22 protein-coding genes and 1 tRNA gene are annotated in these 22,922 nt (G+C 64.4%); 8 read left to right on the top strand and 15 right to left on the bottom strand.

Going from position 1 to position 22,922, the window contains the following annotated elements; genetic code table 11:
- Positions 1 to 18: 18 nt before the first annotated feature.
- On the top strand, positions 19 to 1,317 hold the full coding sequence (locus RH950_RS17075; protein ID WP_350058933.1) for an MFS transporter: 1,299 nt from the start codon (positions 19 to 21) through the stop codon (positions 1,315 to 1,317).
- On the opposite strand, the gene RH950_RS17070 is transcribed toward RH950_RS17075, so the two are convergent.
- Both RH950_RS17070 and rnhB read right to left on the bottom strand, forming a co-directional pair.
- A complete protein-coding gene (locus RH950_RS17070) occupies positions 1,283 to 2,371 on the bottom strand; it encodes a site-specific DNA-methyltransferase (protein WP_350058931.1) in 1,089 nt (362 codons plus the stop codon). The two genes, RH950_RS17075 and RH950_RS17070, sit on opposite strands and share 35 nt — an antisense overlap.
- Positions 2,372 to 2,515: 144 nt before the next feature.
- Positions 2,516 to 3,160: a ribonuclease HII gene (gene rnhB / locus RH950_RS17065; RefSeq protein WP_350058929.1), complete on the bottom strand. Its 645-nt coding sequence runs from the start codon at positions 3,158 to 3,160 to the stop codon at positions 2,516 to 2,518.
- Positions 3,161 to 3,443: 283 nt separating this feature from the next.
- On the opposite strand from rnhB, the gene RH950_RS17060 reads away from it, so the two are divergent.
- A complete protein-coding gene (locus tag RH950_RS17060; RefSeq protein ID WP_350058927.1) occupies positions 3,444 to 4,043 on the top strand; it encodes a LysE family translocator in 600 nt (199 codons plus the stop codon).
- On the opposite strand, the gene RH950_RS17055 is transcribed toward RH950_RS17060, so the two are convergent.
- The 3 genes from RH950_RS17055 to RH950_RS17045 are packed head-to-tail and all read right to left on the bottom strand — an operon-like array spanning position 4,044 to position 6,537.
- Positions 4,044 to 5,189 (bottom strand): PA0069 family radical SAM protein, encoded by a 1,146-nt coding sequence (locus tag RH950_RS17055; RefSeq protein ID WP_350058925.1) that lies wholly within the window; start codon positions 5,187 to 5,189, stop codon positions 4,044 to 4,046. It abuts the gene before it with no gap.
- A 41-nt stretch (positions 5,190 to 5,230) separates the two neighbouring features.
- Positions 5,231 to 5,440 carry a DUF4169 family protein gene (locus RH950_RS17050; protein WP_350058923.1) on the bottom strand — a complete coding sequence of 70 codons (210 nt, stop codon included), beginning with the start codon at positions 5,438 to 5,440 and terminating at the stop codon, positions 5,231 to 5,233.
- Between the two features lie 35 nt (positions 5,441 to 5,475).
- A complete protein-coding gene (locus RH950_RS17045) occupies positions 5,476 to 6,537 on the bottom strand; it encodes an aminoglycoside phosphotransferase family protein (protein ID WP_350058921.1) in 1,062 nt (353 codons plus the stop codon).
- 111 nt (positions 6,538 to 6,648) lie between these two features.
- On the opposite strand from RH950_RS17045, the gene RH950_RS17040 reads away from it, so the two are divergent.
- Together RH950_RS17040 and RH950_RS17035 are read left to right on the top strand one after the other, a co-directional pair.
- Positions 6,649 to 7,443 carry a TIGR04283 family arsenosugar biosynthesis glycosyltransferase gene (locus tag RH950_RS17040; RefSeq protein WP_350058919.1) on the top strand — a complete coding sequence of 265 codons (795 nt, stop codon included), beginning with the start codon at positions 6,649 to 6,651 and terminating at the stop codon, positions 7,441 to 7,443.
- Positions 7,444 to 7,447: 4 nt separating this feature from the next.
- On the top strand, positions 7,448 to 8,077 hold the full coding sequence (locus RH950_RS17035; RefSeq protein ID WP_350058917.1) for a TIGR04282 family arsenosugar biosynthesis glycosyltransferase: 630 nt from the start codon (positions 7,448 to 7,450) through the stop codon (positions 8,075 to 8,077).
- Here RH950_RS17035 and moaB read toward each other — a convergent pair.
- The 3 genes from moaB to RH950_RS17020 all read right to left on the bottom strand — a co-directional run bounded on the left by moaB (position 8,031) and on the right by RH950_RS17020 (position 11,496).
- The gene (gene moaB / locus RH950_RS17030) at positions 8,031 to 8,582 is read right to left on the bottom strand and encodes a molybdenum cofactor biosynthesis protein B (RefSeq protein ID WP_350058915.1); all 552 of its coding nucleotides are present in this window, start codon (positions 8,580 to 8,582) and stop codon (positions 8,031 to 8,033) included. The genes RH950_RS17035 and moaB overlap by 47 nt on opposite strands.
- Complete coding sequence (locus RH950_RS17025; protein WP_350058913.1) at positions 8,569 to 10,443, bottom strand: lytic transglycosylase domain-containing protein; 1,875 nt, start codon at positions 10,441 to 10,443, stop codon at positions 8,569 to 8,571. Before RH950_RS17025 ends, moaB begins: the two co-directional genes overlap by 14 nt.
- Before the next feature lie 228 nt (positions 10,444 to 10,671).
- Positions 10,672 to 11,496: a uracil-DNA glycosylase gene (locus RH950_RS17020; RefSeq protein WP_350058911.1), complete on the bottom strand. Its 825-nt coding sequence runs from the start codon at positions 11,494 to 11,496 to the stop codon at positions 10,672 to 10,674.
- Between the two features lie 137 nt (positions 11,497 to 11,633).
- Here RH950_RS17020 and RH950_RS17015 point away from each other — a divergent pair, with 137 nt between their 5' ends.
- From RH950_RS17015 to RH950_RS17005, 3 genes are all read left to right on the top strand, one after another.
- Positions 11,634 to 13,268, top strand: coding sequence for an electron transfer flavoprotein-ubiquinone oxidoreductase (locus RH950_RS17015; protein ID WP_350058909.1), 1,635 nt, complete (start codon positions 11,634 to 11,636; stop codon positions 13,266 to 13,268).
- An 88-nt stretch (positions 13,269 to 13,356) separates the two neighbouring features.
- Positions 13,357 to 15,051, top strand: coding sequence for a tetratricopeptide repeat protein (locus RH950_RS17010; protein WP_350058907.1), 1,695 nt, complete (start codon positions 13,357 to 13,359; stop codon positions 15,049 to 15,051).
- Positions 15,044 to 15,934 (top strand): 4-(cytidine 5'-diphospho)-2-C-methyl-D-erythritol kinase, encoded by an 891-nt coding sequence (locus RH950_RS17005; protein WP_350058905.1) that lies wholly within the window; start codon positions 15,044 to 15,046, stop codon positions 15,932 to 15,934. The genes RH950_RS17010 and RH950_RS17005 overlap by 8 nt, the downstream gene beginning before the upstream one ends.
- An 18-nt stretch (positions 15,935 to 15,952) precedes the next feature.
- Here RH950_RS17005 and RH950_RS17000 read toward each other — a convergent pair whose 3' ends face one another.
- The 3 genes from RH950_RS17000 to RH950_RS16990 form a co-directional block, all read right to left on the bottom strand.
- The gene (locus RH950_RS17000) at positions 15,953 to 18,253 is read right to left on the bottom strand and encodes a peptidoglycan-binding protein (protein WP_350058903.1); all 2,301 of its coding nucleotides are present in this window, start codon (positions 18,251 to 18,253) and stop codon (positions 15,953 to 15,955) included.
- A 117-nt stretch (positions 18,254 to 18,370) separates the two neighbouring features.
- Complete coding sequence (locus tag RH950_RS16995) at positions 18,371 to 19,216, bottom strand: hypothetical protein (RefSeq protein WP_350058901.1); 846 nt, start codon at positions 19,214 to 19,216, stop codon at positions 18,371 to 18,373.
- 175 nt (positions 19,217 to 19,391) lie between these two features.
- Entirely contained in the window at positions 19,392 to 19,802 is a 411-nt protein-coding gene (locus RH950_RS16990; protein WP_350058899.1) for a hypothetical protein, read from the bottom strand.
- A 124-nt stretch (positions 19,803 to 19,926) separates the two neighbouring features.
- On the opposite strand from RH950_RS16990, the gene RH950_RS16985 reads away from it, so the two are divergent.
- Positions 19,927 to 20,001, top strand: a tRNA-Gln gene (locus RH950_RS16985).
- Positions 20,002 to 20,043: 42 nt separating this feature from the next.
- On the opposite strand, the gene RH950_RS16980 is transcribed toward RH950_RS16985, so the two are convergent.
- From RH950_RS16980 to RH950_RS16965, 4 genes are all read right to left on the bottom strand, one after another.
- Positions 20,044 to 20,823: a class I SAM-dependent methyltransferase gene (locus RH950_RS16980; RefSeq protein WP_350058897.1), complete on the bottom strand. Its 780-nt coding sequence runs from the start codon at positions 20,821 to 20,823 to the stop codon at positions 20,044 to 20,046.
- Between the two features lie 85 nt (positions 20,824 to 20,908).
- A complete protein-coding gene (locus RH950_RS16975; protein WP_350058895.1) occupies positions 20,909 to 21,742 on the bottom strand; it encodes an MBL fold metallo-hydrolase in 834 nt (277 codons plus the stop codon).
- A gap of 115 nt (positions 21,743 to 21,857) precedes the next feature.
- Positions 21,858 to 22,547 (bottom strand): response regulator transcription factor, encoded by a 690-nt coding sequence (locus tag RH950_RS16970; protein ID WP_350059172.1) that lies wholly within the window; start codon positions 22,545 to 22,547, stop codon positions 21,858 to 21,860.
- A 69-nt stretch (positions 22,548 to 22,616) separates the two neighbouring features.
- The gene (locus tag RH950_RS16965; RefSeq protein WP_350058893.1) at positions 22,617 to 22,922 is read right to left on the bottom strand and encodes a DUF427 domain-containing protein; all 306 of its coding nucleotides are present in this window, start codon (positions 22,920 to 22,922) and stop codon (positions 22,617 to 22,619) included.

The raw sequence follows: 22,922 nt of genomic DNA, 5'->3' as shown, positions 1-22,922 counted from the left end.
CGGAACGGATCTGTCCCCGTGAAATCACCGAAACGCGCCGCCTCCGGATATCCGGGGCGGCGCGCGATGCTCTCCTGGTGCCTGTTCGACTGGGCGAATTCCCCGCTGCCCACGGTGATCATCACGTTCGTCTTCTCCGCCTATTTCGCCAGAGGCGTGGTCGGCAATGAAGTCGAGGGCACCGTGCTCTGGAGCCATGCCCTGACCATCGCGGGGCTGACGGTCGCCGTCCTGGCGCCCTTTTTCGGTGCCATCGCAGACCAGACCGGGCCGAAAAAGCCTTGGCTGGCAGGTTTTTCCGCCATCGGTATTCTCGCTGCCGGGGCGCTCTGGTTCGTCCATCCCGATCCTGCGGACACCCTGCTGGCGCTGATCGCCGTCGGCCTGGTGCTGATCGGCACCGAGTTCGCCAATATTTTCTACAATGCCATGCTGGCCCGTGTCGCCGTACCCGAGCGGCTCGGGCGCGTCGGGGGCTGGGGCTGGGCGCTCGGCTATCTCGGTGCCATCGCCTGCCTGCTGATCGCCCTGCTCGGGTTCGTGCAGGCGGAGACGCCGCCCTTCGGGCTGGACAAGGCCGACGCGGAACATGTCCGGGCCACGGCGCTGCTGGCGGCCGCCTGGTTCGTGATCTTTTCCATTCCGCTGCTGATCTATGTTCCGGACGATGCGCGACAGACCGTCGCCATCCCGGCAGCGGCCCGCGCCGGACTGCGGAGCCTCTGGCATACCCTGCGCTCGCTGCGCGACAATCGTGACATCTGGGTCTTCCTGATTGCCCGCATGCTCTATGCCGACGGACTTGCCACGCTGTTCCAGTTCGGCGGCCTCTATGCCGCCGGGACGTTCGGGATGAGTTTTGCCGAGATCATCCAGTTCGGCATTGCGCTGAATGTCACCGCCGGTATCGGCGCCTTCGGCTTTGCCTGGGTCGATGACCGGATCGGGGCCAAACCGACAATCGCAATCTCGCTTGTCGGCCTGATCGGTTTCGGGTTGGCCGTTCTGCTGGTCGAGGATGTGGCCTGGTTCTGGGTGTTCGCCCTGGCCCTCGGCATTTTCGTCGGCCCGTCCCAGTCAGCCAGCCGGACCCTGCTGACACGCATGGCCCCGCCCGAAAAGCGGACACAGCTGTTCGGGCTTTACGCGCTGTCCGGAAAAGCCACGAGTTTCCTCGGACCGGCCCTGCTGGGCTGGGCCACGCTGACCTTCGACAGTCAGCGCGCCGGCATGGCGACGATCCTCGGTTTCTGGCTTGTCGGCCTCATCCTGCTGGCCTTTGTCAGGCCCGCATCTCCGCGCGCACCTGCTGCCTGAAGACATCAATCGATACCGGGTTGCCGCCCCGGTCCACATGCCAGAAGGTCCAGCCATTGCAGGCCGGTGCGCCCTGTACCGCCGCGCCGACGGAATGGATCGAGCCCTTGGCGCTGTCCGAGACCAGCGAGCCGTCCGGGCGCACCTTGGCGAACCAGCGGCGGCGCTGATCGAACAGCACTTCGCCCGGATTGAGCATGCCGCGCTCAACGATATTGCCGAACGGCACGCGCGGTTCCGTGCGCTTGGTCTCTACCGCCAGAAGACTGTCATCCTCGATCCGCTTGACTGCGGCAATGCGGTCCATGGCGATCTCGGCATAGTCCTGTTCGCGCTCAAGCCCGATGAAATGGCGGCCGAGCTTCTTGGCCACGGCACCGGTGGTGCCTGAGCCAAAGAACGGATCCAGCACCACGTCGCCCGGCTTGGATGTCGACAGCAGCACGCGCGACAGCAGGCTTTCCGGCTTCTGCGTCGGGTGCGCCTTGCGGCCATCCACCTTGATGCGCTCGGACCCGGTGCAGAGCGGCAGGTGCCAGTCACTGCGCATCTGCTGGTCTTCGTTGAAGGCCTTCATGGCATCGTAGTTGAACGTGTAGCGCTTGCTGTCCTCGCTCTTGGAACACCAGAGCAGCGTCTCATGCGCGTTGGTGAAGCGGCGCCCGCGGAAATTCGGCATCGGGTTGGTCTTGCGCCAGATCACATCGTTCAGGATCCAGAAACCGAGATCCTGCAACACCGAGCCGACCCGGTAGATATTGTGGTAGCTGCCGATGACCCAGAGCCCGCCATCGTCCTTCAGGACGCGCCGCACCGCCGCGAGCCAGTCCCGGGAGAACTGGTCGTAGGCCTGGAAGGTGTCGAACTTGTCCCAGTCATTGTCGACCGCGTCGACAATCGAGTTGTTGGGTCTGAGAAGCTCGCCCTGGAGCTGGAGATTATAGGGCGGATCGGCAAACACCAGATCCACCGATTTCTCCGGCAGTTTATTGATCAGTTCAATGCAGTCGCCGACCAGAATCTGGTCGAGCGGCAACGTGTCTTGCGCCGTCATATCGTCCGTCCGTGCCAGGAAAGATGGCTGGAGTCTCCGGTATCCGGCGAATCACGTCAAGTCGTCGATTTTTTTTACTAAATAGAGTCAAATACTTACAAGACGAACACAAGATATGGTGTGAAGTACGGTGCAGTCTTCCGCTCAAAGTGTGCCGGAACCGGCGAGGAGCGCGTCGCGCACCGGCCGGAAGGACCGCCGGTGATGCTCTGTGACTCCGTGGGCGGCAATGCCGGCCAGATGCTCGGCGGTCCCGTATCCGGCATTGCGCTCCCAGCCATATCCGGGATGGGTCTCCGCCAGCACACACATGATCCTGTCCCTGTGCACCTTGGCAATGATCGAGGCGGCCGCGATGCTGAGGGATCTCATGTCTCCCTTGACCACGGCACGGGCCGGAACGGGGAGCGGCGGCAGCCGATTTCCGTCGATGAGACAGAAATCCGGACTGCCGTCGAGACGGTCTGCCAATGCGGCCAGCGCGCGCCCCATCGCGGCATAGGTTGCCTGCAGAATATTGATCCGGTCGATCTCCTCCACCTCCGCCACACCGATGCCGAACGGCACCGTTGAGGTCAGGGTCGCAGCAATCATCGTCCGCCTGGCCGCGCTCAGTTTCTTAGAGTCGGTGACCTCCGCGAACAGGGGGTCACCGAAGAGCGCGGGCGGAATCTGCACGGCGGCGGCCATCACCGGTCCGGCAAGCGGTCCGCGCCCGACCTCGTCAATGCCGGCGATCACCAGGCCCCGGTCGGCGCCGGCTTCCATTTCCAGACTGAGATCAGGCATATAACTCATTCCTGAGGTACAGAACAGTGGCTCGACCCTACCGGAAAAACGGAACGATATCATGGATATACGTGGTCATTCCGGGTTCGGCAGCACCCGGTCTGCCACATTTTCGCACCCGGCCCTACGATTTGGTCCGCCCGGGCGCTACACCTAGATAGCACCGGAGGCCAAACCACGAAATATTGTATCCATGACATGGTTCTGCTTGCGATTGCCGGGTCCGTTACCGACCTTATCCAGCCGAAAGCCCATTCCCGGGCGCGGCTGCAAGGGTGCCTCGATGTTCGAAGACTGGATTGCCGGGTTCACCATTTTCGCGCTGACCCTGAGCCTGACACCGGGGCCGAACAACACGCTTTTCACCACTTCCGGGGTCAATTTCGGGGTTGCCCGGACGGTGCCCCATATCCTCGGGGTCGCCATCGGCTTCCCGGCCATGATCACCGCCGTGGCGCTCGGACTATGGTCCCTGATAAGCGCCGTTCCGGGCCTGCTGGAAGCGCTGCGCTACGTCTCGATCGCCATCCTGGTCTATCTCGCCTGGAAGATTGCCGGCGGCTCGGCCGGGAATATCGGCCGGCCGGAGCGGCCCATGCGGTTCCATGAGGCGGCGGCCTTCCAGTGGGTCAATCCCAAGGCCTGGCTGATCTCGGCCAGTGCCATGACAACCTTCAGCGGCGTCGCGGCCGACGGCTCTCCGGAAATCGCCTCCCGGCTGCCGGTCATCTGTGCCCTGTTCTTCGCCATCGTGATTCTTTCGGGCTTCATATGGGCCGGGATCGGGGCCGGCCTGTCGCGCTGGCTGCAGGATGGCCTCCGGCTCAGAATTGCCAATATCCTGCTCGCCCTGCTGCTGCTTTCGTCCCTGTTCCTGGCCTGACTACAGCAGGCTGAGCTGGTCGCCGGCGCGCGGCGGCACGGCGAAACGGTCCCGGCGCAGGGACGGGAAGGATCCGGACAGGCCCACGCGCCTCTTTGCCAGCTCGAAACGGCGGTGAATCAGGGCGGCATATGGCCCGCTGCCCCGCATCCGTTCGCCCCATTCCGCCCGGTAGAGTTCCCCGTCCCGGGTCTGCCGGATCAGGGAATAGACCCGGTCCGCCCGGTCCGGGAAATGCTGCTCCAGCCATTCCCGGAACAGATCCTTGATCTCGTGCGGCAGCCTCAGAAGGATATGCCCGAGGCCGCGGGCACCGGCCTCCGCCGAGGCCTGCACCAGTGCCTCGATTTCCCCGTCATTGATCGCCGGAATGATCGGCGCTGTCAGGACATGGACCGGAATGCCTTCCGATTTCAGCGCATACACGGTGTCCAGCCGCCGTCCCGGCGTTGCCGCCCTGGGCTCCATGATGCGGGCAAGCTTCCGGTCCAGCGTGGTGATGCTGATGGCCACCGATACCAGCCCGCGCGCCGCCATCGGCGCCAGAATGTCGATATCGCGGGTGACCAGTGCCGATTTGGTCACGATGGGGAGCGGATGGCCGAAATCGGACAATACCTGCAGCACCTGCCGGGTGATGCCGTGCTCACGCTCGATCGGCTGATAGGGGTCCGTATTGGTGCCAAGGGCCATCACGTCCGGTTTGTATCCCGGCCGCCTGAGCGCCTCGTCGAGCAGCGCCGCCGCATTCGGTTTGGCCAGCAACCTGGTTTCAAAATCAAGCCCCGGCGAATAGCCGAGATAGGCGTGGGTCGGACGGGCAAAACAGTAGACGCAGCCATGCTCACAGCCGCGATAGGGATTGATCGAGCGGTCAAACGGAATATCGGGGGACTTGTTCCGGGCTATGATGGTGCGGGATGCGTCGATCCCGACCTCGGTCCGGGGCCGGCCGTCCGGATCCGGAAAGTCGCTGGAGGCGCCCTGGAACGGGTTGTCTCCGGGCCAGCCGCCGACAATGCGCTGGCGCTGCTCCTGCTCGAACCGCCCGGTCACATTGCTGACGGCACCGCGCCCCTTGTGTGCCGCGCGGCGGATGATGTCCGGGTCCGGTCCGTCCGGATGGTGAAAATCGGGATCAACCATGCCCGGATAATATATCCGAGCTTAGAACAAAACAAGAACAATTAGGTTTCGGACGGCGGCTCTTCGGTTTCAAGACGGTGCCGATCGAGCCGGTCGACGGCCTGATCGCGCTGGGCCGTCGACGCTTCGTCCTCCGCCCGCTCCTGCTTCGTGCGGCCGAATTTCGCCCGGTTGTCGGCAGCTTTCGCGTCGGCGGCGTCGCGGGTCTTCCGCTTGCGGACTTGTCGCAGATTGACGATCTTGCCGCTCATCCGTCCCTCCTCGTCCTGCAGCAGCCCGATGCGGCCTAATCCAGCATCAGCTTGTCGGGGCCGCGCCATTCCCGGCGCACCCGCTCCATCGTCTCCGGCCGGGCCATCAGGCGCAACCGTTCCAGCACGCCGGTCAGCAGTTTATCCCTCTGGGTCCCTCCCCCGCTGCACGACACCTGGCCTTCATTCTCGGCATACCAGCGGCAGCCCCATGTCGTGGTGCGGAGCCAGGTCAGGCGCCGGAACGGCAGGAACCAGGGCTCCAGGATACGGGCCAGAGAGGGCGGCACCGCCGTCCGGTAGGTATCGTAGAAGGCGGCCACATCATCGTTGCTGAGCGTGCCGCTGACATCGGGATCCCAGGTAACGGAGGTATGCAGGCTGGCATGGGCAAGATCGATCGCCGGCGACCCATACTGGGTCTTCTCCATATCGACGAAGATCGCGCGCCCATCCTTCTGGATGACGAAGTTTCCCGGATGGGTATCGGTCAGGACAAGCGCCGGCGGCAGGGGTGCCCTGCCATGCTCCGCAGCGAAATCACGGGCCCATTTCCGTTCCTCTTCGAGGATCGCGCGGGCCTGCCTGTCCTGCACCAGAGCCGGGATGAATTCCGCCTGGTCCTCGATCAGGGCGACCAGCGCCTCCACCGGCCGCGGCGTCCAGGCGAGGGGCGCCATATCGTCGGGCACCTGCAGCCGGTGCACGCTGGCCAGCGTCTCGGCGAGCTGCGTCAGGTCCGTCGGAAGATCCGCCGCCCGGCCCTCAACCGCATCGACGATCAACGCACCGTTCGGCAGCCGCGGACTCGGATCGAGATGGTTATGCAGAACAGGCGTGTGCCGGCTCGGGCCGGCCCGCCGGAAGCATTCCGCCTGCAGCGACAACGCATCCTCCGGAGTCACGCCGCGTCGCACCAGGCGCGGGATGCGGGCCAGCAGCCGCTTGCCTTTCCATGGCCGCTCGCCGAGCAGAACATGATCGTGGGTCAGCCCCCGTGCCGGCAGCATGATCAGATCTTCGAGAGCAAGCATGGGGAAGGTCTTGAGCTTTGTCAGCTCGGCGTGGAGATTGCGCAGGTCGAGGTCGGTCGTCATGGCCGCGAATGCTCTGAAATGCTTTAATCGGGACGTCCTGCCGCGCTGGCAGGATCATGTGCATCCTCTGTTAACATACCAACCCGCGCTGCGGAAATATAAGGACGGGCCGTGGGATCATCCGGACGACCAGACGATGAAGACCTGTGGCGGGTGCCGATGCCGGGCGCGCTCGGGCCGCTGGACGCGCACGGCCGGCGGCTTGGCACACCCGCCCCGGACCTTTCGATCAGCATCGTCATCCCCTGCCTGAATGCCGAGACGGGGCTGAAGCGCACGCTCGACTCCCTCGCAAATGCCGAGCGCTCGGGATTCCTGCCGGAAATCATCATCGCCGATGGCGGCTCCACGGACGCGACACGCGCCATCGCCGAGACGGCCGGGGCCAGGGTGGTCGACTGCGCCCCCGGACGCGGCACGCAGCTCTCTGCCGGGGCCAGGGCGGCGAAGGGTGACTGGCTGCTCTTCCTGCACGCGGACACCGCCCTTGAGCGGGGCTGGGCCGCCAGCGTGATGGTGTTCACCAGAAACGACCGGAACCGGGACCGCGCCGCGGTCTTCACCTTCGCGCTGGACGACGACAGCCCTGCAGCCCGGCGGCTCGAGGGCATGGTGCACCGGCGCAACCGCTGGCTCGGCCTGCCCTACGGCGATCAGGGTCTGCTGATCCACCGGCGCTTCTATCGCCGGCTCGGCGGATACAGGGATATCCCGCTGATGGAGGATGTGGATTTCATCCGCCGCATCGGCATGAGCCGCCTCGTCCTGTTCGATGTCCGGGCGGTCACCTCCGCGGAACGCTATGTCCGCGCCGGGTATGTCCGGCGCGCCTTGCGCAACCTGATCTGCCTGACACTGTATTTTCTGCGGGTTCCACCGCGCCTGATCGCCCGGATCTACGGGTGAGCCGATGTCCCGCAACACCCTGATCATTCTTGCAAAAACCCCGCGCCGCGGGCTGGTGAAAAGCCGGCTGGCCCGCGACATCGGGGCCGGCGCCGCGACGGCATGGTACAGGCAGAATCTTGCCCGGACCTTGCGGCGGCTCGGCCTGCCGAAACGTTGGGAATGCCGTATCATTGCCGCCCCGCGCCACGCCGCCGCGTGGCCCTGGCCGACGCCCTGGCGGTTCAGCCACCAGGCGCGCGGCGATCTCGGGCAGCGCATGCTGAAAGCGCTGCGCAGTGCCTGCAAGGGACCGACCGTGCTGATCGGCAGCGACATTCCTGGAATCACGCCGGGCCATATCGCGGCCGCCTTCAGGGCGCTTGGACGCAACGATGCGGTGTTCGGACCCTCCACCGATGGCGGCTACTGGCTGGTCGGCTTTTCCGCGCGCTATCGGGGCAACCCGTTCACCGCGGTCCGCTGGTCAACCGGATGGGCGCTCGAAGACACCCTGGCCGGATTCCGGCCGGGCATGAAAATCGGCTTTGTCGAGAAGATGCAGGATGTGGACGAAGGGCCGGATCTAGCAGCGGTCGCGGACGGTCTCAGGCGGAGCGGCCAAACAGTTCGTGCTCGCGCAGACGCGGCATGATCTCGACGAAATTGCAGGGCCTGAACCGGATATCCAGCTGGTTGGCCAGGATATCGTCCCAGGCATCCTTGCAGGCGCCGGTGGAGCCCGGCAGGGCGAAGAGATAGGTACCCCGGGCAACCCCTGCGATAGCGCGGGACTGGATCGTCGAGGTGCCGATCTTCTGGAAGCTGAGCCAGCGGAACAGCTCGCCGAAACCCTCTATTTCCTTCTCGAAGACGGAGCGGAAGGCTTCGGGTGTCACATCCCGGCCGGTCACGCCGGTACCGCCGGTCGAGATCGCCACGTCAATGCCGTCATCCTCGATCCATGCAGTGAGCTGTCCGGCAATTGACGGGACTTCATCCTTCACGATCTTCCGGTCGGCCAGGATGTGGCCGGCGTCGGTCAGGCGCTGCACCAATGTGTCGCCGGAGCGATCATCGTCGAGCGTGCGGCTGTCCGAGACCGTCAGGACCGCGATGTGAACGGGAACGAAGGAACGGGACTCGTCAATTCCGGGCATGTTTCGGACCACTGGGCTGCTGCGTGATGTCGATCGACTCATAACGCGGCCAGGATCCGGCGGCAATGTGATCCAGAGACGGTGCCGGCTGGCCGAGGCGCAGCCGGTACATCCACAGATTGGTCAGCACCCGCTCGATAAATTCCCGGGTTTCGTGCCGCGGAATGGATTCGATGAACAGCAGGGGATCTTCCTTGAAATCGATCTTCCGCGTCCATTTCCGGAGCGTGCCGGGCCCGGCATTATAGGCCGCGAGGAGCTGGAACAGGCCTTCATTGACGCTGTCCTGCTTCAGCAAATGGCCGACATATTCCTGGCCGAGCTTCAGATTGAGCGACGGATCCATCAGGGCCTTGCGGCCGTCCCGGCTGCGGAAACTGCGATCCTTGGCAACGAATGCCGCCGTGCGCGGCATGATCTGCATCACGCCGATCGCCCCGCGCCCGCTGCGTGCGCTGGCATTGAATTTCGATTCCTGCCGGGCGATGGCATAAATCAGCGCCTTGTCGATGCCGGCGATTGATTTCAGCTGCCAGTCCGGCAGCGGATAGAAGGCCGCATAATAGGGCCGGTCACCGCGCGCCTTAAGGATTCCGGCGATTCGCATGGCCAGACCCGGCATGCCGTTATCCGCCGCGATCGTCATGATCGCACCATGCATGTAATCGGGCAGCACCGGATAGAGCCGCCGCAATTCCTTCTCGGCAAGGTCGGTCCGGCCGACCTGCAGCAGGGCGAAGGTCCGGCGGCCGCCTTCGGAGGTGAGCAGCGATTCCTGGGTATCCGCATCCAGCTCGGGCAGGGTCCAGTCAAGCGGCATGTCGATGCCGAGCGCGCGGCGCGCCAGCAGGCCATAGAAGGTTGCCGAATGGGTTGCCGCCTGGGCCAGCCAGAGCGTCGCCTGTCGCGGCCGCCGTTCGGCGAGATGCGCGCGCGATGCCCAGTAGGCTCCGGCCGCCTTTACCCAGCGGGAAACATCCGGTGCCCGGGCCAGGGATTCAAAATGCCGGGAGGCCTCGTCATGCCGGCCTTCGCGCCAGAGCGAGAGACCCGCTGTCCAGTGCGCGGTCGGGATCAGACCGTCTGAAAGCTTGATGCTTTCGTTAGCGTAACGAATGGCCTTGTCGTCAACATTGAAGACGAAATAGCCATGCGCGATCTCAGCCAGAGCATGGGCGCGGTCAGCATTGTCGAGAGAACGGCCAGCTTTCGAATTCAGATGTTTAAGCCCACCGGTCGGATAGCCGTTGCGGACAAAGCGGCGGATTTCCCGGATCACCTGGCGCCCCTTGCGGGATACTTTCGGCCCGTTGCGGGTCAGGTGTTGCTGCGGCTCGACCGCGCCATTCACCTGGGACGCACCGCTGCCGGTCAGATAGCCCCTTTGCGGCCGAACCGGCGCCTTCCAGTTTTTCGGCTTCCGGTGCAGAGCCAGCCGGAAGATTTTCCGGGCCCCCGGATGGTCCGCATACTGCGCCATCCAGTCTCTCAGCTCCTTGTAGGAAGACCGGTAGGCCGTCGGGTGCATATAGCGCTGATAGAGCACATGTCCCATCAGGACCCGGTCATCGAGGGCCCCGATCAGTTTATCGGCAGCTTTCCAGTTTCCGGCTTCCTGAAGGGTGAAGATCGCTTGATAGCGCTCGGCATCCTGCGCACTGACGATCTCGTGCCGGATACGGGGCGTCTCGGACTCGGGGCCGACCACGCCAAGCGCCGAGGCGCGCGAGGGAACACCATCACCACGCGCGGCAGCAGCGACCGGTCCGGATTGAATCGAAATCGCCGCGGCAATACCGAGAATTGCACCAGCGATCATCGACAGGGACAACCACTTGACCCGGCGAAGATTCGATTTCACAGCTATGCTCATAACCACGCTAAGTAGGCCATGCGAGAACCAATCTCAAGCAGCGATTTCCCCTAAGGCAAGCGTGCCAATTACCACAACTACTTAAATACAGACTTTGATGTAAAGACTGAATACATGGTAATACTTTGCGTTAAATCAAACCCTTACATGGTAAAGATCCGATTAACGAATTGGTCCGGAATTTTCTATCAAATTAGATGAATTATCGCCGCTAATTTACTGAATAATCTGCTTTATTGTCAGCAGGTCGCGCCAGGCAAGCGCCTTCTGTCCTGCTGACCGAAGCAGGAAGGCGGGGTGGAAGAGCGGCACTGCAGGCAGCGGCTGCTCAAGGTCCGGATCGGTGAATTCAAAGCGCCGACCGCGCAGCCGCATGATGCCCTGGCGTTGATCCAGCAGCGTTTTCGCCGCGGTGCCCCCGACCGGAACCACCACACGGGGCCGCACCAGGGCGATATGCCGGCGGATGAACGGCAGGCAAACGGCAATTTCAGCAGCCGTCGGCTCCCGGTTTCCCGGCGGACGCCAGGGCAGAATGTTGGTGATATAGGCGTTTTCGGTACGGTCCAGGCCGATCGACTGCATCATCCGGTCAAGCAGCCGTCCGCTGGCGCCCACAAAGGGCCGGCCCTGCCGGTCCTCGTCGGCGCCCGGCGCCTCACCGATGAACATCACGTCCGGCGCTTCGACACCTTCGCCAAAGACCAGGTTGGTCGCCGTCACCTTGAGGGCAAAGCCCTCGAGGCCCTCCAGGGCGGCCCGCAGGTCTGTCAGGGACCGGGCAGCGCGCGCGGCACCGTCCGTCGCCGGCACCGCACCGGACGGCGCCGGCTGGGGGCGGGCCTGGACAATGGAGGGCGCCGATACGGGTGCCGAAACCGCTGGGGCCGCCGCGGTGCCGCCGGCGTCCGCGGGCGCAGCCGGAGCGACGGGCGCGGCTGCGGCTGCGGCGGCCGTCGCGAACCAGTCCGTTGCCCCCTCGCCAATCGCTTCGTCCGCGCCGAGCTCGACATACCATTCGAGCAGGGCCTCGGGAGGCATTGCATTCTGTTCCGGCGATAGGCTCACTTGTTTCGTTCCCTCAATCTTGCCGCACGGCCTTTCGCGTCGCTTGTCGCGACAAAGGAGCTGTGCCAAGTAAGACAGTAACCTGTGTAAGAAACGATTTGGAGAGGTTCATGGAACGGGAGTCGATGGAATACGACGTCGTCATCGTCGGAGCCGGCCCCGCGGGCCTGTCGGCCGCCATCCGGTTGCGGCAACTGAGTGCGGAACACGGCCAGGACCTGAGTGTCTGCGTGCTGGAAAAAGGCTCGGAGGTCGGCGCCCATATTCTCTCCGGCGCGGTGATGGAGCCGCGGGCGATGGCCGAGCTGTTTCCCGACTGGCAGGAGCGCGGCGCGCCGCTGCACACGCCGGTGACCCAGGACCGGTTCATGTACCTCACCCGCACATCCGGCTTCCAGACACCCTGCCCGCCGCAGATGAACAATCACGGCAATTACATTGTCAGCCTCGGCAATGTCTGCCGCTGGCTGGCCGAGCAGGCCGAGGCGCTGGGCGTCGAGATCTATCCGGGCTTCGCCGCCGCCGAAGTGCTCTATGACGAAAATGGCGCGGTGCGCGGTGTCGCCACCGGCGACATGGGCATCGGCAAGGACGGCGAGCAGACCGCGAACTACACCCAGGGCATCGAGCTGCATGCCAAGCAGACGCTGTTCGCCGAGGGCGTGCGCGGCTCCCTGACCAAGACCCTGTTCGAGCGCTTCGACCTGCGCGAAGGCGTTGACCCGCAGACCTACGGCATCGGCATCAAGGAGCTCTGGGAAGTCGACCCGGCCGTGCATCAGCAAGGCCTGGTCGTGCATACCGTGGGCTGGCCGATGGACGGCAAGACCTATGGCGGCTCTTTCCTCTATCACCTGGAGAATAATCAGATTGCGGTGGGCTATGTGATCGGGCTCGATTACGAGAACCCGCACATGAGCCCGTTCGAGGAATTCCAGCGCTACAAGACGCATCCGAAGATCCGTCCCTTCTTCGAGGGCGGCCGGCGGATTTCCTACGGCGCGCGGGCGATCAACGAGGGCGGCTTCCAGTCCATCCCGAAGATCACCTTTCCCGGCGGGGCCATTCTCGGCTGTTCGGCCGGTTTCCTGAACGTGCCGAAGATCAAGGGCTCGCACACGGCGATGAAGTCCGGCATGACCGCCGCCGAGGCCCTGTTCGACACCATGAAGGACGGTGCCGGCGCCGGCGCGGAAATCTCCGATTACCGCACCCGGATGGAACAGAGCTGGGTCTGGGATGAGCTGAAGGCGGTGCGCAATATCCGCCCGGGCTTCAAGGCCGGCTTCCTGATGGGGATTGTCAATGCCGGGGTCGAGACCCTGCTCAAGGGCAAGAGCCCCTGGACCCTGCACCATCACCACGATCACGAAAGCCTGCGTCCGGCGGCACAGTGCGACAAGATCCCCTATCCGAAGCCTGACGGAAAGGTGAGTTTCGACCGGCTCTCCTCCGTGTTCCTATCGAACACGAACCACGAGGAAAACCAGCCGGCGCATCTCACGCTTAAAGACCCGAGCATTCCGGTCGAGTACAACCTCGCGCTCTATGATGCGCCGGAACAGCGCTATTGTCCGGCAGGCGTCTACGAGATCATGCGGGACGATGACGGCTCGAACCCGAGGCTGCAGATCAACGCGCAGAACTGCGTGCACTGCAAGACCTGCGATATCAAGGACCCGACCCAGAACATCAACTGGGTCGTGCCGGAAGGCGGCGGCGGCCCGAACTATCCGAATATGTGATCGGCTGGATATTCGAACGCGGAACGGCGACACGCCGGAGACGGAGGCAAACCCAATGACTGGATCAGGATCGCGAAAAGGAACCGCCATGCTTGCGGTTCTGGCGGCTCTGTCTCTTTCCGCCTGTGCCGGGGGTGCGCCGGGTACGCTGCCTGATGTTCCCATCCGCGACACCGTCTCCGGAGACTATCTCAACGCCCTGCATGCCTACCGAACCAGCGACCTCAGCGCCGCCGCACAGAATTTTGCGGCCGTGCTGGAGGCCGACCCGGGCAACCCGGGACTGATCCAGCGCACTTTCCTGGCGAAAGTTGCGCAGGGCGACATCACCGAGGCCCTGCCCCTGGCCTCGGACCTGGTCGAAAATCAGGACGGTAATGCTTTCGGCCGCCTCGCTCTCGCCCTCGCCGCGTTGAAACAGGACGATTTCAAAGGCGCCCGCCTGCAGCTCGAAGCGCTCGCTGACTCCCGCCTGACCCAGATCCTGCGACCGCTTCTGCTCGCCTGGGTCGAAGCCGGGACCGGAAACTGGGCTGCGGCAGATGCCCATCTTGAAAAAATCAGGAAACAGGGCGGCTTCGGCCTGCTCGCCGAGCTCCATGCCGGCTATATCGCAGCCCTGAAGGGGGACTATCAGGCCCTCGATACCGCATTCAAGGCGGCCCTGGCCGCGCTGGACCGCCCGCCCGCGCGCCTGCGGATCGGCGCCGCCCTGCATTACGCAAAACTCGGACACGGCGACATCGCCCGGGAAATTCTGGAGTCCGGCGATCTGTCGGATCAGAACACCGCCGCCCTGAATGCGGCGCTCGCCGCCGCCGAAGCAGGTCAGGAAGCCAAGGGCCTGGTCTCGAGCGCCGGTGACGGCGTCGCAGAGGCCCTGTTCGATATTGCCAGCGCCCTGCAGCGGGACCGGGGCAGCGAGATCGCGCTGATCTATGCCCGGTTCGCGCTCTATATGCGGCCGGATTTCCCGCTTGCCAGCTTGCTCGTCGGCGAGATTCTCGATGATCGCGGCCGGCACGGCGACTCCCTGAAAATCTATGCCCGCATCGGCCGGGATTCGATTTATCACCTGATGGCCGGCCTCAGAACCGCCTCTGCCCATGATGCCGAAGGTGACCGGGCCGGCGCACTATCCGTGCTGCAGGGCCTGGCCGGGATCTATCCGGGCAACGGGACGGTGCTGGTGCGGCTGGCGGATACCTTGCGGGCAGACGAGAACTGGGAAGCGGCGATTGCCGCCTATGATGCGGCATTCGACAAGCTCGGCGCCGCCGCAGCGGAAGACTGGACGCTCTATTACACACGGGGCATCGCGCTGGAACGGGCAAAGAAATGGGAGCGGGCGGAATCCGATTTTCTGACCGCGTTGAAGCTCGCACCGGAACAGCCCTATGTGATGAACTATCTCGGCTATTCCTGGGTCGAGCAGGGGCGCAACCTCGCGGAGGCGCAGAAACTGATCGAGCGCGCCGTCGAGCAGCGCCCGAATGACGGCTATATCGTGGACAGTCTCGGCTGGGTGCTCTACCGCACCGGCCAGCACGCGGAAGCGGTGCCCCACCTGGAGCGCGCGGTCCAGCTCCGGCCGGGCGATGCGGTGATCAACGATCATCTGGGAGATGCCTACTGGCAGGTCGGGCGGCGGCGCGAGGCGGCCTTCCAGTGGCGCCGCTCGCTGGAAATGGGCCCGGATCCGGAACTCGCCGCAAAGATCGAACGGAAGCTCAGCACCGGATCGCTCAGGGCCACGGGCGCGCCTGCATCAGGCAATGGCTGAGGCCGGCTATTCCGCCGCCCTGATTGCACCTGCCAAGCTCAACCTTAGTCTGACGGTCCTTGGCAAGCGGCCGGACGGGCTGCACGAACTGGTCAGTCTCGTCGCCTTCGCGGACCTGCACGATCGGCTGTCGGTGGCTCCGGCGACCGGACCTGACGACACCATCACGGTAACCGGTCCGTTTTCCGACCGGCTGCAGCAGGACAATCTCGTTCTGCAGGCGATCGCGGCTTTCCGTGGCACGATCGGGCCGGTTCCGGCCCTTTCGATCACCTTGCACAAGACAATCCCCGTTGCCGCCGGCCTGGGCGGGGGGTCGGCCGATGCGGCGGCAATCCTGCGCCTGCTGGCCCGGCAGCATGGCCTGGCGCCCATGGCCCCTTCTATACAGGCGATCGCAGCAAGGCTTGGCGCGGATATCCCGGTCTGTCTGGAATCCCGTTGCCGCTATATGCGGGGTACCGGGACAATTCTGGATCCTGAAGAAGTTGGATTTGCCGCGCAGCCGGCCCTGCTGGTCAATCCGGGAACCGCGGTACCGACCGGAGCCGTGTTCGCGGCATTTGCGCGGGAAAAGCAGGCCGCGAAAGACGTTCCGGCACCGGCATCGCTGGCCCGGGCGGTCGTCGCGGGCAGCAATGACCTGCAGACCGCTGCCATCGCCGTGGCACCGGATATTGCGCCCATCTTGACCGCGCTGGCGGCCTTGCCGGGCGCTGCCGGCGCCCGTCTGTCCGGCAGCGGCGCCTCATGTTTCACGCTTTTCGAGAAGGCGCAGGCGCGGGACCGGGCGGCCGCACAATTCCGCCAGACCTTCCCCTATTCCTGGATGCATGCGGGCACGCTCAGGAATTGGGATATGGACGAGCTCTTTGTCTGCTAGATCGCACGTGCTGCCGGATTAGGGCGTCGCCGCCTTCAGTTGCTCCAGCAGGGTCTCGGAGGCCTCTCCGTTTTCCCCGGCTCCGGCAATACGCTGAAAATCCCGGATGGCGGCCCGTGTCTTCGGACCCATCAATCCGTCAATGCGGCCGGAGTAAAGACCGAGGCGCGTAAGTTCCTCCTGAACCGCCGCAACCATGGCGGCGGGCGCATCAGCGGAGAGCTGCATGCCTGCCGTGCCGTTGAGGGCAGATCCGCTCTCGGCCGGAGTCGAGCCGGCTCCCGACAGCATTTCGATGGCCCGCTGATCGCCCGCATCCGCGGCGGACCGGAACAGCTCGAGGGCTTTCTCCTTGTCCTGCGGAACCCCGAGCCCCTGATCTGTCATCACGGCAAGATTATAGTGGGCCCGCGCCATGCCCTGTTTCGCGGCGGCCCGGAACCAGCGGGCGGCTTCCTCGAAATTCAGCGGGATGCCGCGGCCCTCGGCATACATCACACCGAGATTGTACTGGGCGTTCGGATGCCCCTGCTCGGCCGCGCTGTGATACCAGAGCAGCGCCCGGACATCATCCTGCCGGACGCCCTGTCCGGTTTCATACAGCACCGCCAGATTGTATTGCGCGCCGGGCAGACCCTGGATGGCGGCCTCGCGCAGCAGTTCCGCGGCCCTTCCGGGGTTTTCCGTACCGGCCGCACCGGTCAGAAAGGCCAGAGCGAGATCGTGCTGGGCCTTGGCATCTCCGGCATCGGCGCGTTGTTCAAGGGATTGCCGCTCTGCCCCCGGAAGCCCGCCATCCGGCGGCACGGAGGCCGTCATATCGGCCGGTTCCGTCACCCGCGGTGCCGGGGCCGGCAATATGGGGGCAGGAGGCGGGGCGTCAGAGACCTCTGGAACAGGCACAGCGTCCGGCACCGGAACCGGTGAATCGGCGAGGTCCGGCGCAGGGGCAATATCGCTGGCGGGCGCCGGTTCAGACGCAGGCACATCCGGCGCGGCGGCGGCGGTCTGCGGCATCTGATCGACACCGGCGGATGGAAGACGGTCGGTATCCTGGCCGTTATTGCTCTGCGGGCCGGGCATTTCCTCGCTGACGGGGGAATCCGGTTGCGCGAGGTCTGCAGGGCTGCCTTCCTCGGGCGTCCCGTCCGGCATCTGTTCCGGTTCCGGAGCCTCGGAATGACCAGGGCCGAACAGCGCTGTCCTTGCCTGTTCCATCATCGGGGCAAGACGTGCCGCGACATCGTCCCGGAATTCGACCGTTTCCTGCGCCATGTCATGGATGGCAGGCCTGAGACGGCTGTCCAGCGCCTGGCGATGCTGTCCAAGTCCCAGCTCAGCGGCAAAGACATAAAGGCCCGCCGCGATAACCGCCACAAGCCCGGTTGTTCCGAGGAAGGCCCGGCGGATCCGGCGGCGCCGCAGTCGGCGCCTGTCCTGTGCGGCATCGGCGGCCATTGCCCCGGGATTGCTATCGAACGCGCTGTTCTGCAGCCCGCGGAAAGCGGTTGGCAGTTCGAGATCCGGCGCGGGCTGGAAATCCGGTACCGGCGGATCGATGTCGAATTCCGTCGGCCCGAGATCCCCCGTCGGCGGCGGCGGATCCCTGTCGGTTGCGTCGACGGCATCAACCTCGCCGGCAAGCGCCCGCAGCCGCCGGTCGATTTCCCGGGCCCGGTCCGATTGCTCGATGGGCAGCATCGGGACATCGAGACCGTCGAGATCCGGGGCAAGGTCATGGGACGGCGGTGGCGGCGCATCCGGCAGGTCCGGCGGCGCACTGAGCGGCGCCGGGTCGGGCATGAAGGAATCCGGCTCGTCCGGCTTGTCGAATGCCGGCTCGGCGGAGTCGGGCAGCGATTCCGGACCGAAATCGTCATCCACCAGTTCGCCTGGGGCGGGAGTCTCCGGGTATTCCGAATCCGCGCTGCCGCCAAGGCGCACCCTGGCCGAGCGTTCCCGCTCCACGGCAACCATCCGCTCGGCAAGATCGAGCAGGGCCAGGCCCATGGGACGGAGGGCATGATCGAGCCGGCTGGTCGACGCACTCAGCTCCCGGTCAATGATCGCGAGAACGTCCTGGTCCGTCAGCCCGGACGCGGCGGGTTCCGGGACTGTCTGTGCTGATTCTGTCGAGGCACCCTTGCCGGGACTCGCCTCGGTGTCGGGTTCGCGTGGCCGCTGCCCGCCCTGCACGCGGATCGCATAATCGATCCAGGAGCCGATATTCTGCTGGTCCCGTTCAGCCGCAGCACGGGCAATATCGCGAACATCTTCCTCGATGCCCTTGACACTCCATGTTGTCGGCTTGCTGGCCACCGGCGCTCCTCATGTTGCGAAATGCGTGAGTCTGGCGGAAACGACCCAAGTAGTGGTCCTTCCCGAACCACCTAACCCATCGCTTTTGCTCAATTTATACCGTTTCAGGAGGTAGCGCTACCCACGACGGAAGAGGCGGGAGAAGAAACCACGGCCGCGCTTGGAGCCGGGCAGCACGGACTGCTCGACCCGGCCCAGCCGTTCTGACAGCCGCATCACCGCGCGCTCGATCGGCGCAGTCGAGAACGATGCTTCGCCTTGCGCAATCATGGCCGGCTTGGCATCGATGCGCTCAAGCTCGGCGGTCAGGGCCTCGATCTTGGCGAGCACCGGCTCGAAACGGGCCAGCGTCTTGTCTTCCACATCGTCAACCCGTTGCTGCAGGCTACGCAGCCGGCCTTCGATCGCCTCGACATGCTTTTCCATGGCCTCGGCCTCTTCACGAGACAGACCGGTCTGCTGCGGCACGGCAGCGGGCATCTGTTGTGGCTGCGGCATCGGTGGCGGATAGCCGCCGCTCGCCGGGGCCGGCGGTGCGGCAACGACAGCAGGCGGATGCTGGGCATTGCGGAATTGCCAAGGGTAACCGGCAGAAGCGGTACCGACCATCCCGGTATCGACAACCTCCTCGGCGACGCTCCATTGCCCGCGTCCGAAGGCGAAGCGCGGATCGACCTGTCCGCTGCGCCGGCGGTCCTGGGATGAATTGTCCTGGGGATGACGATCCTGCGGGGGGTGAGACTGCTGCCCGGACGCCTGTGTCTGCCAATGATCATCATTGTCGGGCCTGCGGGGACTGTCCGGGGCCGGAGGCGCAGGCGGCGGGGTCTCCTCGGAAGCCTGACGGATCTGTTCGCTCAGCCAGACGCCAATCGGCACGCCCGCCTTTCGGGCTGCGGTCTTTGCGACCTCGCGGTCCTCCGCCGAGACGCCTTTAACACTCCATGGGGATTTACCTGACACCCGACACCCTGCCCTTATCTTGTTTCGGAGGCCGGGCCACCGACATGGTCACCGAATGGCCGGAAAAATACCAAAGGTTACCGGGTAAGGCAAGGGTTTCCGTACCCTACGGGAACTGCGAAGGCCCAAATATGACCGATACGTCCAACCGGCAATACGCCTGCTTCCCGGCGGGCTACCAGCCGTCCAGGCGGCGCGGGGCGGCACGCTCGACGGGCGGGGCCGGGGGACTGTCGTCGGCAGCGCGCTCCTCGATCCGCGTCAGACGCCGGGAGAGCTGCTCGATGATATCCTGCAGGGGGCCGACCATGTGGGCGATACGCTCCTCGGTATCATAGATCCTCGCCCGCACGGCCTCGCGCATGGTTTCGCCGTCCGCCGCAGTGGTTGCTGGCAGGGACTCTCCGGCGGGCGCGCCGTCGATCTCCGGCACGGCACCGGGATCCTGATCCGGGCCCACATCCCGGATAGCCCGGCTGACCCATTCTCCGATGGTGATACCTTGCTGCGCCGCGGCCTTCTTCGCGATTTCGCGCGCTTCGGGCGATACACCCTTCAGGCTCCACGGCAGGACCGGCTTGGACATGATCGTCCTCATCCTGAAAATTCAGAAGAATCCAGGGAGTCTAGCCGCTTCGGACCAGGATGTTAAGGGAGCAGGACTGAAGCTGTTGCATGGATTTGGGTTTCTGACTATCTTCGCGCCCGATTGGGGCGTAGCCAAGCGGTAAGGCAGCGGTTTTTGGTATCGCCATGCGCAGGTTCGAATCCTGCCGCCCCAGCCATCCCAAAATCCGTCCCGACAGCATCGCAGCCAACCGCGATCCCTAGAGTTTTTCAAGCCAGAGACTGGTTTCCAGCGCGCCCTGCGGTACCGGCAACCAGTCGAGCGACGGGGCGCCACCCTGTCCGAGCAGCCGTGTGCGCGCATAATGGCTTGAAAAGACCGGCCGGAACCCGCCGCCTGCCAGCAGGGCGGCCACCAGCAGCTGTTCATTGTAGCTCCGCCAGGCCCAGGCCTCCGGATAGGGATCCGGCAGCATGATGTCGTGGATATGCACCAGGAGGCCGGCCGGCAGGGCCGGCAGCATATGGTTCAGGACCAGATCGACATCGGAGCCCGGCAGGGCCAGGTGGCTTGAATCGAGGAACAGCATATCGCCTGCCCCCAGATCCGGCAGGTTTTCCCGCGGCACATTCTGGATCGTCTGCGGCAGAAACCGCACACCCGTGCCGGCGAGGTCGGCGCGCGGCGCCGGGTCGACGCAGGTGATCTCCGTATCGAGGCCGCCATCGCGGACGGCACGGCTGAGAAAGCGGGTGCTGTGGCCCGACCCGATTTCCAGAATGCGGGCCGGCCGGCATTCCCGGACCAGGGTGTAGGCCGCGGCACCGTCGAGCCCGGGAAACCAGTCCTGGCGCCAGCGCGGTTCCGGCGGTTTCCCGTCACCGATCGCCAGCAGGGCGCCCTTGTAGCGCTCGATGTCGGCAAGCGTCCCGGAAAATACCGGTAGCGCATCATGACTGAAGCGCTTCTCGATCCAGTCATACCGACTACCGCGGGCGGGGGTTGAGGCTGCATACCGGTAGGGCACAAAGTAACCCATTGGTTTTATGCCAAGAATTGTGCTGAGACCTAGGCGTAACCGGCGCCAGGCATGGCTCCAGCGTGTCAGGTTCGATCCGGTCATATCAGGGGGTAATCGTCAGGCCTTCAGAGGCCGCTACGGTGCCGGGGCGGCGCTCACGCGCCTGCTGCAGGATCACATCCATCTTCTCGTCCGTATGGCTCGGGTCATGATGGAACAGGGCCAGCGTCCCGACCCCGGCGGCGTCGGCAAGACGGACACCTTCCTGCCAGGTCGAATGCCCCCAGCCGACGAAATCCGGAAATTCCTCATCCGTGTAACAGGCGTCATAGATCATGACATCGGCATCCTGAACCAGCCCCAGGATATTCTGATCCAGCTCCCCGGGGCGGTGCTCCGTATCGGTGATGTAGCAGATGGATTTGCCGCCATAATCGAAACGATACCCGACCGCTCCCTGCGGATGGTTGAGCGCCGCGGTGCGCACGGAAATGTCAGGCGCGAAGGCCAGCGTGTCGCCCGGGACGAAATCGTTGAAGGCAAGTTCCGCCTGGAAGATTTCAAGCGGTACAGGAAACAGCGGAGAGGACATCAGCCGGGCAATGACGTCACGCATGGTTGCCGTCCCGCCCAGATGCCCCGACCAGACCCGGAAGACATTGCCTTTCTTGAAGGCCGACGTGAAGAAGGGCAGGCCGCCGATATGATCGAGATGGGAATGGGTGAACAGGATGTCCGCGTCCACCGGTCCGGACTGGTCCAGCATGAGACCCAGATTGCGCAAGCCGGTGCCCGCATCGAGGATGAAGACCCGGTCGCCGCAGCGCACCTCAAGGCACGCCGTGTTGCCGCCATAGCGCACGAAATCCGGTCCCGGGCAGGCGATGCTTCCGCGGGCGCCCCAGATCCGGACGAAAAACTCGGCTCCCGGCGTCACTACAATTCCCAACCCACATTCCACAGCCGGAGACTTAAGAGCCGCAAGTCTGCATGAGCCCGGGCATCCTGAAAAGATCAAATCCGGACAGGTCTCCATTTGCCCGGAGGCACGATCAGGGAACCAGTCTGTAGCCGCCGGGATCCGTCACCAGGATCTGTGCGTTGGACGGGTCGCCTTCGATCTTCTGCCTGAGCCGGTAGACATGGGTTTCCAGCGTGTGCGTGGTCACGCCCGCATTGTATCCCCAGACCTCGTTCAGCAGGGTCTCGCGCTTCACCATCCGCCCGCCGGTCCGGTAGAGATATTTCAGGATCGCGGTTTCCTTCTCCGTCAGCCTGACCTTCTTGTTCCGGGCCTCGTCGATCAGCAGCTTGGCGCTGGGCCGGAAACTGTACGGACCAATGGTGAAAAGCGCGTCGTCGCTTTGTTCGTGCTGCCGCAGATGCGCCCGCATGCGGGCCAGCAGCACGGCGATCTTGAAGGGTTTGGTGACGTAATCGTTGGCCCCGGCATCAAGTCCGAGAATGGTATCCGCATCCCCGTCCTGCGCCGTCAGCATGACCACCGGCGATTTGACACCGTTGCGGCGGATCAGCCGGCAGACGTCGCGCCCGTCCATATCCGGCAGGCCGACATCAAGCAGGATCAGGTCGAAATGCGCCGACTTTACCGTCTCCAGCGCTTCGGCACCGTTCTGCACCGCGCTGACCACGAATTCCTCATGCAGCTCCAGCTGTTCGCTCAGCGTCACCCGAAGCGCTTCGTCGTCTTCGACCAACAGGACTTTCTTACCGTTCACCATCACCAGCCATGACCCGTTGCGTGTGTACCGAACCACACTTAAGGAGAAAGAGGACCGAATACCAGCAGCTTAAACGGGTCCGGTTTCCACCTCTTTCCAAAAACTGACAAAGCCGGCAATGCGCTTTGCCTTGCGTCCGGGCTGCCGGTAGGACCAGGCCGCGTCCGCGGATACGCGCGATCCGTCATGGACATCATAGTAGACCGCCTCGCCGCGCCAGGGGCAATGGGTCCGTGTCGCGGCCTCCCGCAATAGCTCGAAACGTACGGAATCCGGGGGAAAATAGACACTTCCCTCCACCGTGACGGTATCGCGCTCCGGTGCACGGGAGACCTCCGTCTCGCCGAAACGGGCGACAAGGATCTGGTCGAACAT

This window comes from Nisaea sp. (assembly GCF_040217065.1).
GTDB lineage: Bacteria > Pseudomonadota > Alphaproteobacteria > Thalassobaculales > Thalassobaculaceae > Nisaea.
Note: the sequence above shows the minus strand (reverse complement) of the source record. Positions and strands in the feature narration are given on the sequence as shown.